We start from the raw sequence: 18214 nt of genomic DNA, 5'->3' as shown, positions 1-18214 counted from the left end.
CGGCCGGTAGGGTGAGCGGCATGTCCGAGCCGACCGGTGCCGCCCGCCGCCGCGGGCCCTTCCAGGTCGGGGACCAGGTACAGCTCACCGACCCCAAGGGACGCCACTACACGTTCACGCTCGAAGCCGGGAAGTCCTTCCACACTCACAAGGGCTCCTTCCCGCACGACGAGCTGATCGACGCCCCCGAGGGAACCGTCGTGCGCACCACGGGCAACGTCCCGTATCTCGCGCTGCGCCCCCTGCTCCCCGACTACGTCCTGTCCATGCCGCGCGGAGCGGCCGTCGTCTACCCCAAGGACGCCGGCCAGATCCTCGCGTTCGCCGACGTCTTCCCGGGCGCGCGCGTGGTCGAGGCGGGCGTCGGCTCAGGGTCGCTGACCAGCTTCCTGCTGCGCGCCGTCGGCGACAGCGGCATGCTCCACTCGTACGAGCGCCGCGCGGACTTCGCCGACGTCGCCCGGCAGAACGTCGAGCGCTACTTCGGCGGCCCCCACCCCGCCTGGCAGCTCACCGTCGGCGACCTCCAGGACAACCTGTCCGACACCGAGGTCGACCGCGTCATCCTGGACATGCTCGCGCCCTGGGAGTGCCTGGACGCGGTCGCCAAGGCCCTGGTGCCCGGCGGCATCGTCTGCGCGTACGTCGCCACCACCACCCAGCTCGCCCGCACCGTGGAGTCCATCCGCGAACACGGCAACTTCAACGAGCCGCAGGCGTGGGAGACCATGCTGCGCAACTGGCACGTGGAGGGCCTCGCCGTACGCCCGGACCACCGCATGATCGGCCACACCGGCTTCCTGCTCACCGCCCGCAGGCTCGCCGACGGCGTCGAGCCGCCGCTGCGCCGCCGCAGGCCCGCGAAGGGGGCGTACGGGGAGGATTACACCGGCCCCGGCGGCCAGCGGGCCGCCGCGGGGAACTGAAGGGGGCACCGAAGCGGCAGGGGTCGTTCCGCGGGCGGCGGGTGTGTGACACCATGCTGGCCTCCCCACGGCCCTCCCAGCCCTCCCAGGAGCCTCACCCGTGCAGCCTCTGCCCGGCGCCGACCTCCCGCACACGCACCCCCGCGCGGTGCACTGGATCGCGACGGCGGCCGCCATGGCCGCCGTCATCGCCCTCGCGGCGCTCATCAAGCCCCCGTCCGTCGCCGCCGGCAACGACGGCAAGGGCGACCACGGGGGCAGACCCGCCCCCGGGCCCGACGCGAGCGCCGCCCACTACCCGGTCGACTGTGCCGGCACCGAGCCCGAGGTCTTCAAGAAGGGCTCCGCCGACTTCGACGGCGACGGCCGCGCCGAGACCGTCGCCGTGGTGCGCTGCCGCGCCGCCGCCGGCACCCCGCCCAGCGGGATGTACGTCGTGTCCGCCGCCAAGCCCGGCCGGTCACCGCGCGTGACCGAAACTCTCGTCGATCCCGCCGAGGGCATGAGCGTCGGGGAATTCGCTGTGCGCGAAAATGAGATTTCGGCCACCCTCCTCGGCTACTCCTCGCCCGACGTTCCCCGCAGCAAGCCGGACAAGCAGCGCAACGTGACCTGGACGTGGGAGAACGGCCGCTTCCGCCTCACCGCGGAGCCCGTCCCCGGCACCCAGGTCTGACCCCGCCGCGGCACCCCCTCCCACATCGCCTTCCCGCCGGTTCCCGGAACCGGCGGGGGAGCGGTCGCCGTTCCGCTGCAATTCCAGGCACCCTTGGCGGGTGTTGAGCGTTGTAGACGAAACAAATGGCTGCTTTCCGATGTTGCTGGATGGGTATTTGCCTGGCGTGAGGACGGGCGCACGGGTGAAGATCGGATGCACCCCGACCGTCTTTGTGATCTAGGGGTTTCAAGTGGGACGCGGCCAGGTAGGGTCAGGAAGCGTCCAGCTCCCCTTGGAGGAGGTGAGGACCGTGGCAGCCCACGACGACGACACCAACCGCGGCATCCGGCCGGGTCGAGGGTCCGAAGACCCTGCCGGTCAGGTCGCCTACCTTGAGCAGGAGATCGCCGTCCTGCGACGAAAGCTCGCCGACTCGCCGCGTCACACGAGGATCCTCGAAGAACGCATCGTCGAGTTGCAGACCAACCTCGCCGGAGTGTCCGCGCAGAACGAGCGCCTGGCAAGCACTCTCCGTGAGGCCCGGGACCAGATCGTCGCCCTGAAAGAAGAAGTCGACCGGCTGGCCCAGCCGCCCGCCGGCTTCGGAGTCTTCCTCCAGGCCAACGACGACAGCACGGCGGACATCTTCACCGGCGGCCGCAAGCTGCGGGTGAACGTCAGCCCCAGCGTGGAGCTCGACGAGCTGCGCCGCGGTCAGGAGCTGATGCTCAACGAGGCGCTGAACGTGGTCGACGCCATGGCGTTCGAGCGCTCCGGGGACATCGTCACCCTGAAGGAGATCCTGGAGGACGGCGAGCGCGCCCTCGTGATGGGGCACACCGACGAGGAGAAGGTGGTACGGCTCGCCGAGCCGCTGCTGCACACCACCATCCGCGCCGGCGACGCCCTGCTCCTGGAGCCCCGCTCCGGGTACGTCTACGAGGTCATCCCCAAGAGCGAGGTCGAGGAGCTGGTCCTCGAAGAGGTCCCGGACATCGACTACACCAAGATCGGCGGCCTGGGCAACCAGATCGAGCTGATCAGGGACGCCGTCGAGCTGCCGTACCTCTACCCCGACCTCTTCAAGGAACACGAGCTGCGGCCTCCCAAGGGCGTGCTCCTCTACGGCCCGCCCGGCTGCGGCAAGACGCTGATCGCCAAGGCGGTCGCGAACTCCCTCGCCAAGAAGGTCGCGGAGCACACCGGCCGCCCCGCCGGCAAGAGCTACTTCCTCAACATCAAGGGCCCCGAGCTGCTCAACAAGTACGTCGGCGAGACCGAGCGGCACATCCGCCTGGTCTTCCAGCGGGCCCGCGAGAAGGCCAGCGAGGGCACCCCCGTCATCGTCTTCTTCGACGAGATGGACTCCCTCTTCCGCACCCGCGGCTCCGGCGTCAGCTCGGACGTGGAGAACACCATCGTCCCGCAGCTCCTCTCCGAGATCGACGGCGTCGAGGGCCTGGAGAACGTCATCGTCATCGGCGCCTCCAACCGCGAGGACATGATCGACCCCGCGATCCTGCGCCCCGGCCGGCTCGACGTGAAGATCAAGATCGAGCGCCCGGACGCCGAGGCCGCCAAGGACATCTTCTCCAAGTACCTCACCCGGACGCTGCCGCTGCACGCCGAGGACATGTCGGAACACGGCGAATCGGCCGAGGCCACCGTCGACGCGATGATCCAGTCCGTCGTCGAGCAGATGTACGCGGAGTCCGAGGAGAACAGGTTCCTCGAAGTCACGTACGCCAACGGTGACAAGGAAGTCCTCTACTTCAAGGACTTCAACTCCGGCGCAATGATCGAGAACATCGTGGACCGCGCCAAGAAGATGGCCATCAAGGCGTTCCTCGACCACAACCAGAAGGGCCTGCGCGTCTCCCACCTCCTCGCCGCCTGCGTCGACGAGTTCAAGGAGAACGAGGACCTGCCCAACACGACCAACCCCGACGACTGGGCCCGTATCTCCGGAAAGAAGGGCGAGCGGATCGTGTTCATCCGCACCCTCGTCACCGGAAAGCAGGGCGCGGACACCGGCCGGTCGATCGACACGGTGGCCAACACCGGTCAGTACCTGTAAATGCGGCGATCCGGCTGCGGGGGGGCACCACACGGCCGCCCGCAGCCGGACACGTATTTCCACGGGTGCAAACCGACCGGAGCAAAGACTGTAATGATCTCCCCACTGCCGCCAAGGCGTTCTAGGCTCTTCCGTACCGGCGCGCAGCGCAGCGCATCGCCGCCGCGGGGACCGCACGTGCCGCAGACGCAGCGGTACTTGAGTTCCGTCCAGGGCCGCGGACGGTACCGGGCAAGGAGGGCCGCATGACCGTACGGCGAGTAATGGGCATCGAGACGGAGTACGGAATCTCCGTCCCGGGCCATCCCAACGCCAATGCCATGCTCACCTCGTCCCAAGTCGTCAACGCCTACGCGGCGGCGATGCACCGGGCGCGCCGCGCCCGGTGGGACTTCGAGGAGGAGAACCCGCTGCGGGACGCCCGCGGCTTCGACCTCGCCCGTGAGGCCGCCGACTCCAGCCAGCTGACCGACGAGGACATCGGCCTCGCCAACGTCATCCTCACCAACGGCGCCCGGCTCTACGTCGACCACGCCCACCCCGAGTACAGCGCCCCCGAGGTCACCAACCCCCGCGACGCCGTGCTCTGGGACAAGGCCGGCGAACGCATCATGGCGGAAGCAGCGGAACGCGCGGGACAACTGCCGGGTGCGCAGCCCATCCTTCTCTACAAGAACAACACCGACAACAAGGGCGCGTCCTACGGCTGCCACGAGAACTACCTGATGAAGCGGGAAACCCCCTTCTCGGACATCGTGCGCCACCTCACGCCCTTCTTCGTCTCCCGCCAGGTCTTCACCGGCGCCGGCCGCGTCGGCATCGGCCAGGACGGCAACGAACACGGCTTCCAGATCAGCCAGCGCGCCGACTACTTCGAAGTCGAGGTCGGCCTGGAAACCACCCTCAAACGCCCCATCATCAACACCCGCGACGAGCCCCACGCGGATGCCGAGAAATACCGCAGACTCCACGTCATCATCGGCGACGCGAACCTCTCGGAAATCTCCACCTACCTCAAGCTCGGCACCACCGCCCTGGTGCTGTCGATGATCGAGGACAACTTCATCGCGGTCGACCTGGCCGTGGAGCAGCCCGTGCGCACCCTGCACCAGGTCTCCCACGACCCGACGCTGCGTCACCAGGTCGTGCTGCGCAGCGGCCGTACGCTCACGGCCGTACAGCTCCAGATGGAGTACTGCGAGCTGGCGCGTAAATATGTCGAGGAGCGCTTCGGCGCGGACGCGGACGAGCAGACCAAGGACGTGCTCACCCGCTGGGAGGACACCCTCAACCGGCTGGAAGCCGATCCCATGAGCCTGTCCGGCGAGCTGGACTGGCTGGCCAAGCGGGAGCTGCTGGAGGGCTACCGCCGCCGCGACACCCTGGACTGGGACGCGGCCCGCCTCGCGCTGGTCGACCTGCAGTACGCGGACGTACGCCCGGAGAAGGGCCTGTACAACCGGCTGGCGGCCCGCGGCCGCCTCAAGCGGCTCCTGACCGAGGACGAGGTCCTGCGGGCCGTGAAGAACCCGCCGGAGGACACCAGGGCGTACTTCCGCGGCCGCTGCCTCGAACAGTACGCGGACGACGTCGCCGCCGCCTCCTGGGACTCGGTCATCTTCGACCTCCCCGGCCGCGACTCCCTCCAGCGGGTCCCCACCCTGGAACCCCTGCGGGGTACCCGCAACCACGTCAAGGAACTGCTGGACCGCTGCCGCACGGCAGAGGAGCTGGTACGGGTCCTCTCGGGCGGCTGATCCGGGACGGACCGGGCTAAAGGTGGCGCGGAGGGGAATCATCCGGGTGGCCTCCGAGCGTTGAGAGAGCACCGGGCCGATGTCGGGCCCAGCTTGTAGGGTCGGATCTTGCAGGGCGACGCAGTCAGGACCATCGGGCGACACCGAGCGGGGTGAGGGAAATGGCGACCAAGGACACCGGCGGTGGTCAGCAGAAGGCCACGCGCTCCCAGGAAGAGGTCGAGGAGCAGGCGCAGGACGCCGAGGTCTCCGAGGACCTGAAGGAACGGCAGGAGAAGCTGTCGGAGGACGTGGACTCGTTCCTCGAAGAGGTCGACGACGTGCTCGAAGAGAACGCCGAGGAGTTCGTGCGCTCCTTCGTGCAAAAGGGCGGCGAGTAGCCGTCCCGGGCGTCCGTCCGGGCAGCACCCGGGCGGACGCCCGGCAGCGGCACGGGTAAGGTCCGTGCCCAGCGCAAGTCACCGGCTCGGCCCGTGGGGGGCGGGCCGCCGTACCCCGGAAGGATTCGCGTGGAAGCCAACATCCGTGGCGCAGGGCGACTGCCGGCTGCCTTCCTCACGCCGGGCTCGTCCTCGTTTATGGACTTCCTGGGTGAGCATGCTCCCGCGGCGCTGCCGGGGAACCGGGAGGTGCCGCCCGTGAAGGGTGCCGTCGAGGCGCCGCACGGCACCACCATCGTGGCTCTGACCTTCCCCGGCGGGGTCGTCCTCGCCGGTGACCGGCGGGCCACGATGGGCAACATGATCGCTCAGCGTGACATCGAGAAGGTCTTCCCCGCCGACGAGTACTCCGCCATCGGCATCGCCGGCACCGCGGGCGTCGCGGTCGAGATGGTGCGGCTCTTCCAGCTGGAGCTGGAGCACTTCGAGAAGGTCGAGGGCGCCCAGCTCTCCCTGGAGGGCAAGGCCAACCGGCTGTCCACGATGATCCGGTCCAACCTGGGCATGGCCATGCAGGGCCTGGCCGTGCTGCCGCTCTTCGCCGGGTGGGACCCGGCGCGGGAGAAGGGCCGCATCTTCTCGTACGACGTGACCGGCGGCAGGACCGAGGAGCGGGGATTCGCCTCCGTGGGGTCCGGGTCGGTGTTCGCGCGCGGTGCGCTGAAGAAGCTGTTCACCGACGAGCTGACGGAGCAGCAGGCCGCCACCGTCGTCGTCCAGGCGCTGTACGACGCGGCGGACGACGACTCCGCCACCGGCGGGCCGGACCTGACCCGCCGCATCTTCCCCATCGTCACGTCCATCACCGATGAGGGCTTCCGCCGGCTGCCCGACGCCGAGGTCTCCGAGATCGCCCGCTCGGTGGTCGACGGCCGGCTGGAGCTGCCCGACGGCCCGCGCGCGTCCGTGCTCTAGCGGGCGCGCGGCCCCACGAGATTTCTCCACGAGCAGAGAGGGACGGATAAGCCGGTGTCGACACCGTTCTATGTCTCACCCCAGCAGGCCATGGCGGACCGCGCGGAGTACGCCCGCAAGGGCATCGCGCGCGGCCGCAGCGTGGTCGTGCTGCAGTACAGCGACGGCATCCTGTTCGTCGCCGAGAACCCGTCCCGGGCCCTGCACAAGGTCAGCGAGATCTACGACAGGATCGCCTTCGCCGCGGTCGGCAAGTACAACGAGTTCGAGAACCTGCGCATCGGCGGCGTCCGTTACGCCGATCTGCGCGGGTACACGTACGACCGCGAGGACGTCACCGCCCGCGGCCTCGCGAACGTCTACGCGCAGACTCTCGGCACGATCTTCTCCAGCGGCGCGGAGAAGCCGTACGAGGTGGAGCTGATCGTCGCGGAGGTGGGGGAGACCCCCGCCGACGACCAGATCTTCCGGCTGCCGCATGACGGTTCGATCGTGGACGAGCACGGTTCGGTCGCGGTCGGTGGCAATTCCGATCAGATCAGCAGCTATCTCGACCAGCGGCACCGCGAGGGCATGACGCTGGCGGAGGGGCTGAAACTGGCGGCGGAGTCGCTGGCGCGGGACAACAACGGCGGCGAGCGGGAGCTGACGTCGAAGCAGTTGGAGGTCGCGGTCCTCGACCGCAACCGGCCGCAGCAGCGCAAGTTCCGGCGGATCCTGGGCAGTCAGCTCTCCCGGCTGCTGGAGGAGGACGGCGAAGGACCGGCGGGTGCCTCCGGTGCGGATGACGCGGAGGACGCCGCGGCGGACGCGGACGGCGGCGCCGAGGGCGCGGCCACCGCGGACGGCTCCGCGGAGGAGCCGGGCGACGGGTCCGGCAAGAAGAAGTAGCGGTACGGCATCGACCGGGCGGGCCCAGCGACGGGCCCGCCCGTCGTCGTGTCCGGGCCCGCGCCCGGGCCCCTTTGCGGCGGCTCTACGCGCCCGGGGCCGGGGCCGTCGACGCGCGCACCGACAGGCGGGCCGGGACCGTCGTGCTGCCCGCGCCGCGGCCCGCGAGGGCGTCGAGCAGCGCCGTCATGCCGGCCGCGCCGACGGTGTCCGCCGGGAGCCGCACGGTGGTCAGCTCCGGCTCGACGGCGGTGGCCAGCGCCAGGTCGTCGAAGCCGGTGACCGACACGTCGTACGGCACCCGCAGCCCGAGGCGCCGTGCGGCCTTGAGGGCGCCGGCTGCGAGCAGGTCGTCGTCGCAGACCAGCGCCGTGGGCCGGTCCTCCGCCGCCGGGGCCGCGAGCGCCCGCTGGGCCGCCGCGAGACCGCCGGCGACGGACAGCTCGGCGGGTTCGGTGCGCAGCCGGGCGCCCGGCACGGCGGCGAGCGCGTCGGCCAGCGCGCGGCCGCGGGCGGCGAAGGTCCAGGAGTCGATGGCGGCTGCGAGGCGGGTGATCCGCCGGTGGCCGAGCTCCAGCAGGTGCCGGGCGACCTGCCGCATGCCGTCGGCCACGTCGGCGTTGACGGTGGCGACGGCGCCGGTGTCGGCGGGGTCGCTGTCGAGCATGACGAGCGGGAGCCCGCCGCCGCGCAGGTTCCGTACGGCGTCGGTGGCCATGGACGAGGCGATGACGCCGTCGACGGCGGTGTGGGCGGCGGCGAAGGGGTCGCGGGCGGGGCCGATGCCCTCGGGGGAGGGGTAGAGCACGACGCCGAAGTCGTGGGCGGCGGCGGCGCGTGCGGCGCCGGCGTGGACGCCGGCGAAGAACTCGTTGGTGAGCGCGGGGACGACGAGGAGCGCGGTGCGGGTTCCTCCGGTGCGCAGGGTGCGGGCGGCGGCATTGGGGCGGTAGTCCAGCTCGCGGGCGGCCGCGCGGACGGCGTCGGCCTTGGCGGCGGAGACGCGGCCGCGCCACTTGCCGCCGAGGACGAGGGAGACGGCCGCCTGGGAGACGCCCGCGGCGCGGGCGACGTCGCGGCTGGTGACGCCGCCGCCGCGGCCCGCGGTCTGCCGCGGGGCCGGCTCGCCTGCCGCCGGCTGTCCGGTGCGCGCCGCGGCGCGCCTTCCGTCCTCGTGCGCGCCCCGCATCGTGCCTCCTCGTCGCGTTCCGGCATACGGGGTCGACCCTCGCCCGTGTTACGTATAACCTACGGCGTTATACGTAACACTTCACCGTCTCGGGAGGGGCCGTGCTGCGGGGATACGCCGAGTTGCTGCGGGTCAGACACGTCGGCAGGCTGCTCACCGGGACGCTCATCGGGCGGCTGCCGAACGCCACCGCCGCGTTCGCCATCGTGCTCTTCGTCCGGGCGGAAGGCGGCTCGTACACCCTGGGCGGCGTCCTCTCCGGCGGCTACGGCCTGGCCACCGCGATCGGGCAGCCGCTCCTCGGCCGCGCCGTCGACCTGCGCGGCCAGCCGCGCGTGCTGCTGCCCAGCGCGCTGCTCTCCGCCGCCGGGATGGCCCTCTTCGCCGTCGTGGGCATCGATCCGCTGCCGCTGGCCTGCGTCGCCGTCCTGGTCGCCGGGCTTTTCACGCCGCCGCTGGAGGGCGCCCTGCGGGCGCTGTGGCCCAGCGTGCTCAAGCGCGACGACCGGGTGCACGGCGCGTACGCGCTGGACGCCGTGGCGCAGGAGGTGATGTTCGCCGTCGCGCCGCTGATCGTCACCCTGCTGGTCGCCACCGCCTCCGAGTCCGCCGCGCTGCTCGTGCTGGGCGCCCTGGGCGTGCTGGGCGCCCTGTGGGTCGTCCTGTCGCCGCCCGCCCGCCGGTGGCGCTCCGAGCCGCGCGAGGCGCACTGGCTGGGCGCCCTGCGGGCGCGCGGGCTGCTGGTGATCCTCGGCGCCTTCTTCTTCGTCGGCGTCGCCCTCGGCGGAACGGCCGTCGCCTCCGTCGCGTACGCCGACGCCCGCGGCGACGACGCCATCGGCGGCTATCTCCTCTCCGCGCTCGGCGCCGGCGCCCTGGCCGGCGGCGTCGTCTACGGCGCGCGGCAGTGGCCCGGCCGGGCCGAGCGGCGGCTGCAGTTGCTGCTGGCGGGCCTGGCGGTCGGCTATCTGCCGCTGATGCTCACGCCCGGCACCGTCGCCATGACGCTGCTCTCCGGCGTCGCGGGCCTGTTCCTCGCCCCGGCGCTCGCCTGTTCGTTCGTCGTCGTCGACCGGCACGCCCCGCGCGGCACGGCCACGGAGGCGTTCTCCTGGCTGGTGACGACCTTCGGTTTCGGCGCCGCCGCGGGCACCGCCATCAGCGGTCCCGCGGTCGAGCACGGCGGCGAGACGGGCGGCTTCGCGGTCGTGGGGCTCGGCGGAGCGGCGGCGCTGCTGGTGCTGACCGGCTTCGTACGGGTTCTGGCGGGCACCGGCCGTCCGCACCGACCGGTCGAAAAAGATCGAATCGGCGGAGCTGCACCCGGTTTCGAAACAGAGCGACAGGCGTAATGTTCAGTCATGGACCGCCGCATTTTCGGGCTTGAGAACGAGTACGGCGTCACGTGCACGTTCCGGGGGCAGCGCCGCCTGTCCCCGGACGAGGTGGCGCGCTACCTCTTCCGCCGGGTCGTCTCCTGGGGCCGCAGCAGCAACGTCTTCCTGCGCAACGGTGCACGCCTGTACCTGGACGTCGGCTCGCACCCCGAATACGCAACTCCCGAGTGTGACAACGTCATCGAGCTGGTCACCCACGACAAGGCGGGCGAGCGCATCCTCGAGGGCCTCCTCGTCGACGCCGAGCGCCGGCTCCACGAGGAGGGCATCGCCGGCGATGTCTACCTCTTCAAGAACAACACCGACTCCGCCGGCAACTCCTACGGCTGCCACGAGAACTATCTGGTGGCCCGGCACGGCGAGTTCTCCCGGCTCGCCGACATCCTCATCCCGTTCCTCGTCACCAGGCAGCTCATCTGCGGCGCCGGCAAGGTGCTGCAGACGCCCCGCGGCGCGGTCTACTGCGTCAGCCAGCGCGCGGAGCACATCTGGGAGGGCGTCAGCTCCGCCACGACGCGCTCCCGGCCCATCATCAACACCCGCGACGAGCCGCACGCCGACGCCGAGCGCTACCGCAGGCTGCACGTCATCGTCGGCGACTCCAACATGTCCGAGACGACCATGCTGCTCAAGGTCGGCGCCACCGACCTCGTGCTGCGCATGATCGAGGCCGGCACGGTGATGCGCGACCTGACCCTGGAGAACCCGATCCGGGCCATCCGCGAGGTCAGCCACGACATGACCGGGCAGCGCAAGGTGCGCCTCGCCAGCGGGCGGGAGGCGTCCGCGCTGGAGGTGCAGCAGGAGTACTACGAGAAGGCCGTGGACTTCTGCGAGCGCCGCGGCATCCGCACCGGCGTCGTCGAGCGCGTCCTGGAGCTGTGGGGCCGCACCCTGGAGGCGATCCGCTCCCAGGACCTCGCCAAGGTCGGCACGGAGATCGACTGGGTGATAAAGCACCAGCTCATCGAGCGCTACCGGGCCAAGAACAACATCACCCTCTCCCACCCCCGGATCGCGCAGATAGACCTCGCGTACCACGACATCCACCGCCGCCGCGGGCTGTACTACCTGCTGGAGAAGCGGGGCCAGGCCGCCCGGGTCTGCAACGACCTGAAGATCTTCGAGGCCAAGTCGGTCCCGCCGCAGACCACCCGTGCCAGGCTGCGCGGCGACTTCATCCGCCGGGCGCAGGAGCAGCGGCGCGACTTCACGGTGGACTGGGTGCATCTGAAGCTGAACGACCAGGCGCAGCGGACCGTGCTGTGCAAGGACCCGTTCCGCTCCGTGGACGACCGGGTGGAAAAGCTGATCGCCGGAATGTAGACGGGGCACGCGGTGGGTGCGGGACGGATGTGATGACGGGGATCCGGGCGCGAAGGCCGTAGAGTGGCCGAAGCTGCCCGGACCCCCTACATGAGTTGGACCCATGACACATCGCAAATTGACCCGCATGGGGGCGGCGCTCGTCGTGCCCGCCCTGCTGTTCGCCGCGGCCTGTGGCTCCGAGGACTCATCCGACTCGGACAACGGGGGGAAGACCGGCGTCGTGACCAAGGTCACGGGCGCCTTCGGGGAGGAGCCGAAGTTCGACGTCCCGGACGGCGCCAAGGCGTCCGACGAGGCCGTCGTCAAGGTCCTCAGCGAGGGCGACGGTGCCAAGGTCGGCAAGGGCGACCAGGTCCGGCTGGACTTCGCCGGCAAGACCATGAAGGACGACCAGGACCTGGGCAGCACCTGGGCGCAGCCCGCCGCGGGGGGCGGCGGTGGCCAGCAGGCCGGCGGCGCCGTGCACCAGCAGCTCATGGGCAAGGTCGGCGAGCCGAACCAGTCGCTGCCGCCGGACGTCCTCGACTCGGTCGAGGGCCACACCGTGGGCAGCCGCCTGCTGGTCGAGGGCACCGCGGGCGCGCTCGTCGGCGAGAGCCTGAACCCCGAGTCCGGCATCAAGAAGGGCGACGGCCTGGTCTGGGTCATCGACGTCGCCGGCGCCGGGAAGGTCGACGCCAAGGCCGAGCTGAAGGGCGAGTCCGCCGAGCCGCGCGAGGGCATGCCGGAGATCGAGGTGCCCGCGGGCAAGGCCGCGAAGATCACCATCCCGGACGGCGCGGACGCCCCGAAGGAGCTGCAGGAGCAGGTCCTCATCAAGGGCAAGGGCGCCAAGGTCGAGGCCGGCCAGGGGCTCGTCGCCCAGTACACCGGCTACGCCTGGGAGGATGGCAAGAAGTTCGACGCCTCCTGGGACAACGCCGGCGCGGCCACCTTCCAGATCGGCACCGGCTCGGTCGTCGAGGGCTGGGACAAGGCGCTGGTCGGCAAGAAGGTCGGCGACCGGGTGCTCCTGGTCATCCCGCCGGACCTGGGCTACGGCAAGTCCAAGGGCCACGAGCTGGAGAAGAAGACCCTCGTCTTCGTCGTCGACATCCTCGGCACGGTCTGACCCGCGGTCCGCGCGGCCGGCGGGGTCCGGGACGCCCCGGGTGCGGTGACGACCACCGGCACCCGGAGGCGCCCGAGGGCCACCGGCCGCGCCCCCGGGGGAGGCGGCGGCAGCGCCGCCCCGGGGTGTCTGCAAGACTTACGGCCCAGTCACCGACCACCCATGCGCGAGGAGTGTTCTTCCGTGAGCATCGACAAGCCCGAGGTCGACTTCCCCGAGGGCCCGCCGCCGGCCGACCTGGAGGTCCAGGACCTGTGGGAGGGCGATGGACCCGTCGCGAAGGCCGGTGACACCGTCTCCGTCCACTACGTCGGGGTCGCCTTCTCCAGCGGCGAGGAGTTCGACGCGAGCTGGAACCGCGGCAAGCCGCTGCAGTTCCAGCTCGGTGCCGGCCAGGTCATCCCAGGCTGGGACCAGGGCGTGGCGGGCATGAAGGTCGGCGGCCGCCGCCGGCTGACCATCCCGCCGCACCTGGCCTACGGCGAGGCCGGCGCCGGCGGCGGCCGGATCAAGCCGGGCGAGACGCTGATCTTCGTCTGCGACCTGGTCGCGGTCTGACGGCACCGTCGGCACCCAGCAGAGCGCAAGGCCCCCGCCGTACGGCGGGGGCCTTCGCTTTGGCCGCCGGGCCCAGGCGGAGTACGGTCGTCATCTGCGAACCCCAGCGACACGTGCGGTACACGGTCGCCGGCGGCAGCCGCCCGCTGCCCCGGACGCGCAATAAGGAGACCCCCTCGATGGCGATCGCCAAGGCGGAGCGGCTGATGTGCCTGGCGCTGTGCCTGCTCGGCACCGGCCGCCCGCTCAGCAAGCGTGAGCTGCGCACGTCCATCGAGGCGTACGTGGAAGCCTTCGGACCCGGCCGCGGGGCCGCGTTCGGCTCCGACACCTCCGGCGAGGACGCCTTCAACCGGATGTTCGAGCGCGACAAGGACGACCTGCGCGAGCTGGGCATGGTGATCGACACCGTCGAGGGTCTGGACGGCGAGCCCGGCTATCTGGCCCGCCGGGACAACAACCGGCTGCCGCCCGTCACCCTGGACGCGGAAGAGGCCGCCGCGCTCGGAGTGGCCGCGAAAGTCTGGCAGCAGGCCCGGCTCGCGGGCGCGGCCAGTGGCGCGCTGCAGAAGCTGCGCGCCGCCGGGATGCCGCTCGCGGGAGCGGGAGACGACCCCGAGGCCGGCGCGGTGGAGCAGGTCAGCGCGCTGGAGCCGCGGATTCCGGTGCGGGAGGCGGCGTTCGAGCCGCTGATGCTCGCCTGCCGGGACCGCCGGCCCGTCGTCTTCCCGTACCGCAAGGCCAATGCGGCCCGCCCGGAGGAGCGGCACGTCGAGCCGTGGCAATTGGAGTGCTGGCGGGGCCACTGGTACCTCGTCGGCCACGACCGCGGCCGCGACGCCGAGCGCGTCTTCCGGCTCTCGCGCATCACCGGCCGGGTCCGCAACCGCGGCCGCGGCTTCACCGCCGAGGTGCCGGACCGGGTGACCGTACGCGAGACCGTCGAGCGCTGGGCCGGCGAGAGCGCGGACCGCTCGGCCCTCATCCGGCTGCGCACCGGCGCCGGCTACCCGCTGCGCGCCCGCGCGTACGGCATCCGCGAGGCGGTGCTGCCGGGCTGGGACGAGCTGGAGATCCCGTACGGGCACGGACTGGACGCCTGGCTGGTGGAGTTCGGTCCTGACGTGGTGGTCCTGGAGCCCGCCGAGCTGCGGGCCGACGTCATCGACCGGCTGCGTGCCGTGGCCAAGGGCTGAGGGGGAGCGGGGGAGCAGTGGCCAGTGCCATCGACCAGACCCGGCGGATGCTGTCGCTGGTGACGTATCTGCGGGAGCGCAACGGCGCGTACCTGTCGGACGTCGCCCGCGCCTTCGGCGTCACCGAGGACGAGCTGATCTCCGACCTGGACGTGCTGCCGATGTGCGGGACGAGCTTCCGCGGCGGCGACCTGCTGGACATCGACACCGACGGCGAGCGCATCTGGTTCCGCAACCCCGAGTCCACCGGCACCGGCGAGCCGCTGCGACTGGCCGCGGACGAGGCCACCGCGCTGCTGGTGGCGGCCCGGGCCGTGGCCACTTTGCCGGGGCTGCGGGCCGGTGACCGGCGGGCGCTGGTGCGGGCCACCGCGAAGCTGGAGGCCGCGGCCGGCGAGTCGGCGGCGGCCAGCTCCAGCCTGTCGGTGACGTTCGAGTCCGAGGGCGGGGTCTTCGCCGAGGTGGACCGGGCGATCTCCGAGCGGCGTCGGCTGTGGCTGCGGTACTACTCGCCGTCCCGGGACGAGCTGACCGAGCGGGAAATCGACCCGATCCGGCTGGTCTCCGTCGGGCACACGTACGTGGAGGCGTGGTGCCGGCTGTCGGAGGCGCGGCGTACGTTCCGGCTCGACCGGGTCGCCGAGATCCGGATCCTCGATGCCCCGGCCGACCCGCCGCCCGTCGAGCTGCGCGACCTGTCCGAGGGCATCGTCCAGCCGTCCGCGGAGGACCCCGAGGTCGTCATCGAGGTGGGCCCCGGCGGCCGTTGGGTCGCCGAGTACTACCCGCACGACAGCGCGGAGGAACTGCCCGACGGGGGGCTGCGGATCTCGCTGCGGGCCCCGGACCCGGCGTCGCTGCGCCGGCTGGCGCTGCGGCTGGGGCGGGACGGGCGGATCGTCGCGCCGGGCGATCTTGCGGACAGCGCGCGCGACGCGGCGGTCAAGGCGCTTGCCGCGTACGACGTTTAGCATCAAGCTTCGCCATTCCGACGTAAGGGACATGCCGTGCGAATCGGTGAGCGGCCCCTCCGGACGCCGATGTCTTCCGGGGCCGCCGCGGCGGCTAGGCTTCGCCCATGATGTGGCCCATGACCGCCGTCGCGCTCGGCTTCCTCGGGCTCGTCGCCCTCGCCGTTCCGGCCCTTCGCGTCGGCCTCGAAGTGCACCGGCTCGCCCGCCGGCTCGATGACGCGGCGCAGCAGATCAGCCGCGCGACGCGGGACCTGGAGCGCTCCGCGGCGGACGTCGCCCGGCGGGCGGGCTCGACACGTGACCTCCCCGGATCGGATTTCGGGAGGTAGGCTGCAGGTCGCGGCTCCGGTGCGAGGCGGGGGCCACGATTGGTGTACGCCGGGGGATTGCCCGGAGTTCACCCCCGCGGGTTACGATCGATCACGCCCAAACCCACGCAGCCTCGGTGAGAAGGTAGACGCATATGTTCGGACGGCTCGGCCCTACCGAGATCATCCTGATTCTCGTCGTCGTCATCCTGCTGTTCGGCGCGAAGAAGCTTCCGGACATGGCCCGTTCGCTGGGCAAGTCGGCCCGCATCCTCAAGAGCGAGGCCAAGGCCATGAAGAACGAGGGCAAGACGGACGAGGCCGCTCCGGCGGACCCGCCGCAGCCCGCGCCCAAGACCATCCAGGCCGCCCCCGGCGACGTGACCAGCTCCCGTCCGGTCAGCGAGCCGCAGGTGAACGACCAGCAGCCGCAGGCTCAGACGCAGCAGCAGTCGCAGCGCTGACCGATCCGCAGGGGCACACCGCGGCCGGAGACGGCCTCGCGGCACGAGATGAGGACGTGGGTTGCTAAGCGTTGCCCGCCGTAAGGAGCGCAAGGAGCGCCAGGAGAGGGACCCCGAGGGGCGCATGCCGCTCGCGGAGCACCTGAGGGAGCTTCGCGACCGGCTCGTCAAGGCCGTCGGGGCCATCCTCGCCGTCTGTATCGTCGCGCTCTTCTTCTATCAGGACATCGTCGACTTCCTGATGGACCCGGTGCTCGAATCCGTCGGCTGCCCGGACGACCTGAAGGCGTCCGACATCGGCAAGCAGGAGGACTGCGCCTCCTTCACGGTCAACGGCCTCATCTCGCCGTTCACCATCATGCTGAAGGTCTCCTTCATGACCGGCATGGTGCTCTCGACGCCGATCTGGCTGTACCAGTTGTGGGCGTTCCTCGCCCCTGGGCTGCACAAGAACGAGAAGAAGTACTCGCTCGGGTTCGTCGCCGCGGGCGTTCCGCTCTTCCTCGGCGGCGCCTTCTTCGCGTACAAGATCCTGCCGACCACGGCCGAGGTGCTGCTGGAGTTCACCCCGGAGAACGCCACCAACCTGCTGCCGCTGCCGGAGTTCATCGACCTGCTGACCCGCATGGTCGTGGTCTTCGGGCTCGCCTTCGAGCTGCCGCTCGTGCTGGTGATGCTCAACATGGGCGGGGCCGTCACCGGGCGCCGCATGCTCGACTGGTGGCGGGCCATGATCTTCGGCATCGTCACCTTCGGCGCCGTCGCCACCCCCAGCACAGATCCGATCGGCATGTTCGCGCTGGCCGGCCCGGTCATCATCCTGTACTTCCTGGCCACCGGCTTCTCCCTGCTCAACGACCGCCGCCGGGCCCGTATCGCGGCCCGTGGCCCGGCGGACGACGAGGCGTCCGACCTCGACCTCACCCCCGAGGACGTGGGCGACGTGGAGCCCGTGAGCGCCTCGGCGACGCTGCCGGAGCAGTCCACCGGCGAGGCCGACAGCGCGGGTGGCACCGGGAGCGGGGACGGTACGCCCCGCAGAAATGGTTACGACGACGCCACCTGACCGCTAGGGTCACGCGGGTGACCAGCGATATCACCGTGTTCGTCAACCCCACCGCGGGCCGCGGCCGGGGTGCCAAGGCCGCCCCCGTCGTCACCGAGGCGCTGCGCGACGCCGGCTACGAGGTGACCACCGTCCAGGGCCGCGACGCCGCCACCGCGCTCGCCGGCGCCCGCGAGGCGGTCGCCGCGGGCACCGGGGCGCTCATATCGGTCGGCGGCGACGGGATGGCCGCCCTCGCGCTGCAGGCCGTGGCCGGCACCGAGGTGCCCGTGGGCATCGTGGCCGTGGGCACCGGCAACGACTTCGCCCGCGCCACCGGGCTGCCCGTGCGCGACCCGGCCGCCGCCGCGGAGGTCGTCGTGGGGGCCCTGGAGTCCGGCAGCACCCGGGCGATCGACCTGGGCAAGGCGGGGGACACGTACTTCGGCACCGTGCTGGCCTCCGGCTTCGACTCCCGCGTCAACGACCGCGGCAACCGGATGAGCTGGCCGCCCGGCCGGTTCAAGTACGACGTGGCGATGGTCGCCGAGCTGGCGTCCTTCCGCCCGATCCCGTACAAGATGCGGCTCGACGACGGCCCCGAGACCGAGATCGAGGCGACCCTCGTCGCCGTCGGCAACGGCCCGTCGTACGGCGGCGGCATGCGGATCTGCCACGAGGCGCGGATGGACGACGGGCTTTTCGACATCACCGTCGTCGGCCGGTGCAGCCGGCGCACGCTGCTGCGGGTCTTCCCGCGGGTCTACAAGGGCACGCACCTGACCCATCCGGCCGTCACCGTGCACCGGGCCGCGCGCGTGTCGCTGAGTGCCACAAACGTCACCGGGTACGCGGACGGGGAGCCGCTGGGGCCGCTGCCGCTGACCGCGGAGTGCGTGCCGGGCGCGGCCCGGGTGCTGGTGCGCTGAGCCGCCCCGGCCACCCGGGACGCCGCTGGTCGTGGCCGTGGCCGTCCGGC

18 protein-coding genes are annotated in these 18214 nt (G+C 71.5%); 17 read left to right on the top strand and 1 reads right to left on the bottom strand.

Annotation, left to right across the window (positions count from 1 at the left end; genetic code table 11):
- Positions 1-20: 20 nt before the first annotated feature.
- The 7 genes from OG946_RS05270 to prcA all read left to right on the top strand — a co-directional run bounded on the left by OG946_RS05270 (position 21) and on the right by prcA (position 7664).
- Complete coding sequence (locus OG946_RS05270; RefSeq protein ID WP_326794982.1) at positions 21-926, top strand: tRNA (adenine-N1)-methyltransferase; 906 nt, start codon at positions 21-23, stop codon at positions 924-926.
- A 100-nt stretch (positions 927-1026) separates the two neighbouring features.
- The gene (locus tag OG946_RS05265) at positions 1027-1602 is read left to right on the top strand and encodes a hypothetical protein (protein ID WP_326794981.1); all 576 of its coding nucleotides are present in this window, start codon (positions 1027-1029) and stop codon (positions 1600-1602) included.
- Between the two features lie 292 nt (positions 1603-1894).
- Positions 1895-3661, top strand: a complete 1767-nt coding sequence (arc, locus tag OG946_RS05260; RefSeq protein WP_326794980.1) for a proteasome ATPase — start codon at positions 1895-1897, stop codon at positions 3659-3661.
- Between the two features lie 245 nt (positions 3662-3906).
- Positions 3907-5418: a depupylase/deamidase Dop gene (dop, locus tag OG946_RS05255; RefSeq protein ID WP_199850562.1), complete on the top strand. Its 1512-nt coding sequence runs from the start codon at positions 3907-3909 to the stop codon at positions 5416-5418.
- 161 nt (positions 5419-5579) lie between these two features.
- Complete coding sequence (locus tag OG946_RS05250; protein WP_326794979.1) at positions 5580-5798, top strand: ubiquitin-like protein Pup; 219 nt, start codon at positions 5580-5582, stop codon at positions 5796-5798.
- A 129-nt stretch (positions 5799-5927) separates the two neighbouring features.
- Positions 5928-6773, top strand: a complete 846-nt coding sequence (prcB, locus tag OG946_RS05245; protein ID WP_326794978.1) for a proteasome subunit beta — start codon at positions 5928-5930, stop codon at positions 6771-6773.
- Positions 6774-6827: 54 nt separating this feature from the next.
- A complete protein-coding gene (gene prcA, locus OG946_RS05240; RefSeq protein WP_326794977.1) occupies positions 6828-7664 on the top strand; it encodes a proteasome subunit alpha in 837 nt (278 codons plus the stop codon).
- Between the two features lie 85 nt (positions 7665-7749).
- On the opposite strand, the gene OG946_RS05235 is transcribed toward prcA, so the two are convergent.
- Positions 7750-8853 (bottom strand): LacI family DNA-binding transcriptional regulator, encoded by a 1104-nt coding sequence (locus OG946_RS05235; RefSeq protein ID WP_326794976.1) that lies wholly within the window; start codon positions 8851-8853, stop codon positions 7750-7752.
- A 101-nt stretch (positions 8854-8954) separates the two neighbouring features.
- Here OG946_RS05235 and OG946_RS05230 point away from each other — a divergent pair, with 101 nt between their 5' ends.
- From OG946_RS05230 to OG946_RS05185, 10 genes are all read left to right on the top strand, one after another.
- On the top strand, positions 8955-10205 hold the full coding sequence (locus OG946_RS05230) for an MFS transporter (RefSeq protein WP_326794975.1): 1251 nt from the start codon (positions 8955-8957) through the stop codon (positions 10203-10205).
- A 9-nt stretch (positions 10206-10214) separates the two neighbouring features.
- The gene (gene pafA / locus OG946_RS05225; RefSeq protein WP_326794974.1) at positions 10215-11576 is read left to right on the top strand and encodes a Pup--protein ligase; all 1362 of its coding nucleotides are present in this window, start codon (positions 10215-10217) and stop codon (positions 11574-11576) included.
- Between the two features lie 127 nt (positions 11577-11703).
- Complete coding sequence (locus OG946_RS05220) at positions 11704-12690, top strand: FKBP-type peptidyl-prolyl cis-trans isomerase (protein ID WP_326800152.1); 987 nt, start codon at positions 11704-11706, stop codon at positions 12688-12690.
- A 183-nt stretch (positions 12691-12873) separates the two neighbouring features.
- On the top strand, positions 12874-13248 hold the full coding sequence (locus tag OG946_RS05215; protein WP_047014842.1) for an FKBP-type peptidyl-prolyl cis-trans isomerase: 375 nt from the start codon (positions 12874-12876) through the stop codon (positions 13246-13248).
- A 179-nt stretch (positions 13249-13427) separates the two neighbouring features.
- On the top strand, positions 13428-14444 hold the full coding sequence (locus tag OG946_RS05210; RefSeq protein WP_326794973.1) for a helix-turn-helix transcriptional regulator: 1017 nt from the start codon (positions 13428-13430) through the stop codon (positions 14442-14444).
- A gap of 47 nt (positions 14445-14491) precedes the next feature.
- Positions 14492-15415: a helix-turn-helix transcriptional regulator gene (locus tag OG946_RS05205; protein ID WP_326800151.1), complete on the top strand. Its 924-nt coding sequence runs from the start codon at positions 14492-14494 to the stop codon at positions 15413-15415.
- Between the two features lie 119 nt (positions 15416-15534).
- Positions 15535-15747, top strand: coding sequence for a hypothetical protein (locus tag OG946_RS05200; protein WP_388894211.1), 213 nt, complete (start codon positions 15535-15537; stop codon positions 15745-15747).
- A 134-nt stretch (positions 15748-15881) separates the two neighbouring features.
- Positions 15882-16190, top strand: a complete 309-nt coding sequence (tatA, locus tag OG946_RS05195) for a Sec-independent protein translocase subunit TatA (protein WP_047014839.1) — start codon at positions 15882-15884, stop codon at positions 16188-16190.
- Positions 16191-16314: 124 nt separating this feature from the next.
- The gene (gene tatC / locus OG946_RS05190) at positions 16315-17256 is read left to right on the top strand and encodes a twin-arginine translocase subunit TatC (protein ID WP_326800150.1); all 942 of its coding nucleotides are present in this window, start codon (positions 16315-16317) and stop codon (positions 17254-17256) included.
- A gap of 17 nt (positions 17257-17273) precedes the next feature.
- A complete protein-coding gene (locus OG946_RS05185) occupies positions 17274-18164 on the top strand; it encodes a diacylglycerol kinase (RefSeq protein WP_326794971.1) in 891 nt (296 codons plus the stop codon).
- The last annotated feature ends 50 nt before the right edge of the window (positions 18165-18214 follow it).

The organism is Streptomyces sp. NBC_01808 (assembly GCF_035917395.1).
Classification (GTDB): Bacteria; Actinomycetota; Actinomycetes; order Streptomycetales; family Streptomycetaceae; genus Streptomyces.
The sequence above is the reverse complement of the archived record's forward strand: the minus strand, read 5'-3'. Positions and strand labels throughout refer to the sequence as shown.

Bases quoted from the DNA above. Each gene is read 5' to 3' on its own strand.
- OG946_RS05270 (WP_326794982.1), top strand. From the start codon at position 21: ATGTCCGAGCCGACCGGTGCCGCCCGCCGCCGCGGGCCCTTCCAGGTC.
- dop (WP_199850562.1), top strand. From the start codon at position 3,907: ATGACCGTACGGCGAGTAATGGGCATCGAGACGGAGTACGGAATCTCC.
- OG946_RS05250 (WP_326794979.1), top strand. From the start codon at position 5,580: ATGGCGACCAAGGACACCGGCGGTGGTCAGCAGAAGGCCACGCGCTCC.
- OG946_RS05235 (WP_326794976.1), bottom strand. From the start codon at position 8,853: ATGCGGGGCGCGCACGAGGACGGAAGGCGCGCCGCGGCGCGCACCGGA.
- pafA (WP_326794974.1), top strand. From the start codon at position 10,215: ATGGACCGCCGCATTTTCGGGCTTGAGAACGAGTACGGCGTCACGTGC.
- OG946_RS05220 (WP_326800152.1), top strand. From the start codon at position 11,704: ATGGGGGCGGCGCTCGTCGTGCCCGCCCTGCTGTTCGCCGCGGCCTGT.
- OG946_RS05210 (WP_326794973.1), top strand. From the start codon at position 13,428: ATGGCGATCGCCAAGGCGGAGCGGCTGATGTGCCTGGCGCTGTGCCTG.
- OG946_RS05205 (WP_326800151.1), top strand. From the start codon at position 14,492: ATGCTGTCGCTGGTGACGTATCTGCGGGAGCGCAACGGCGCGTACCTG.
- OG946_RS05200 (WP_388894211.1), top strand. From the start codon at position 15,535: ATGACCGCCGTCGCGCTCGGCTTCCTCGGGCTCGTCGCCCTCGCCGTT.
- tatA (WP_047014839.1), top strand. From the start codon at position 15,882: ATGTTCGGACGGCTCGGCCCTACCGAGATCATCCTGATTCTCGTCGTC.
- tatC (WP_326800150.1), top strand. From the start codon at position 16,315: ATGCCGCTCGCGGAGCACCTGAGGGAGCTTCGCGACCGGCTCGTCAAG.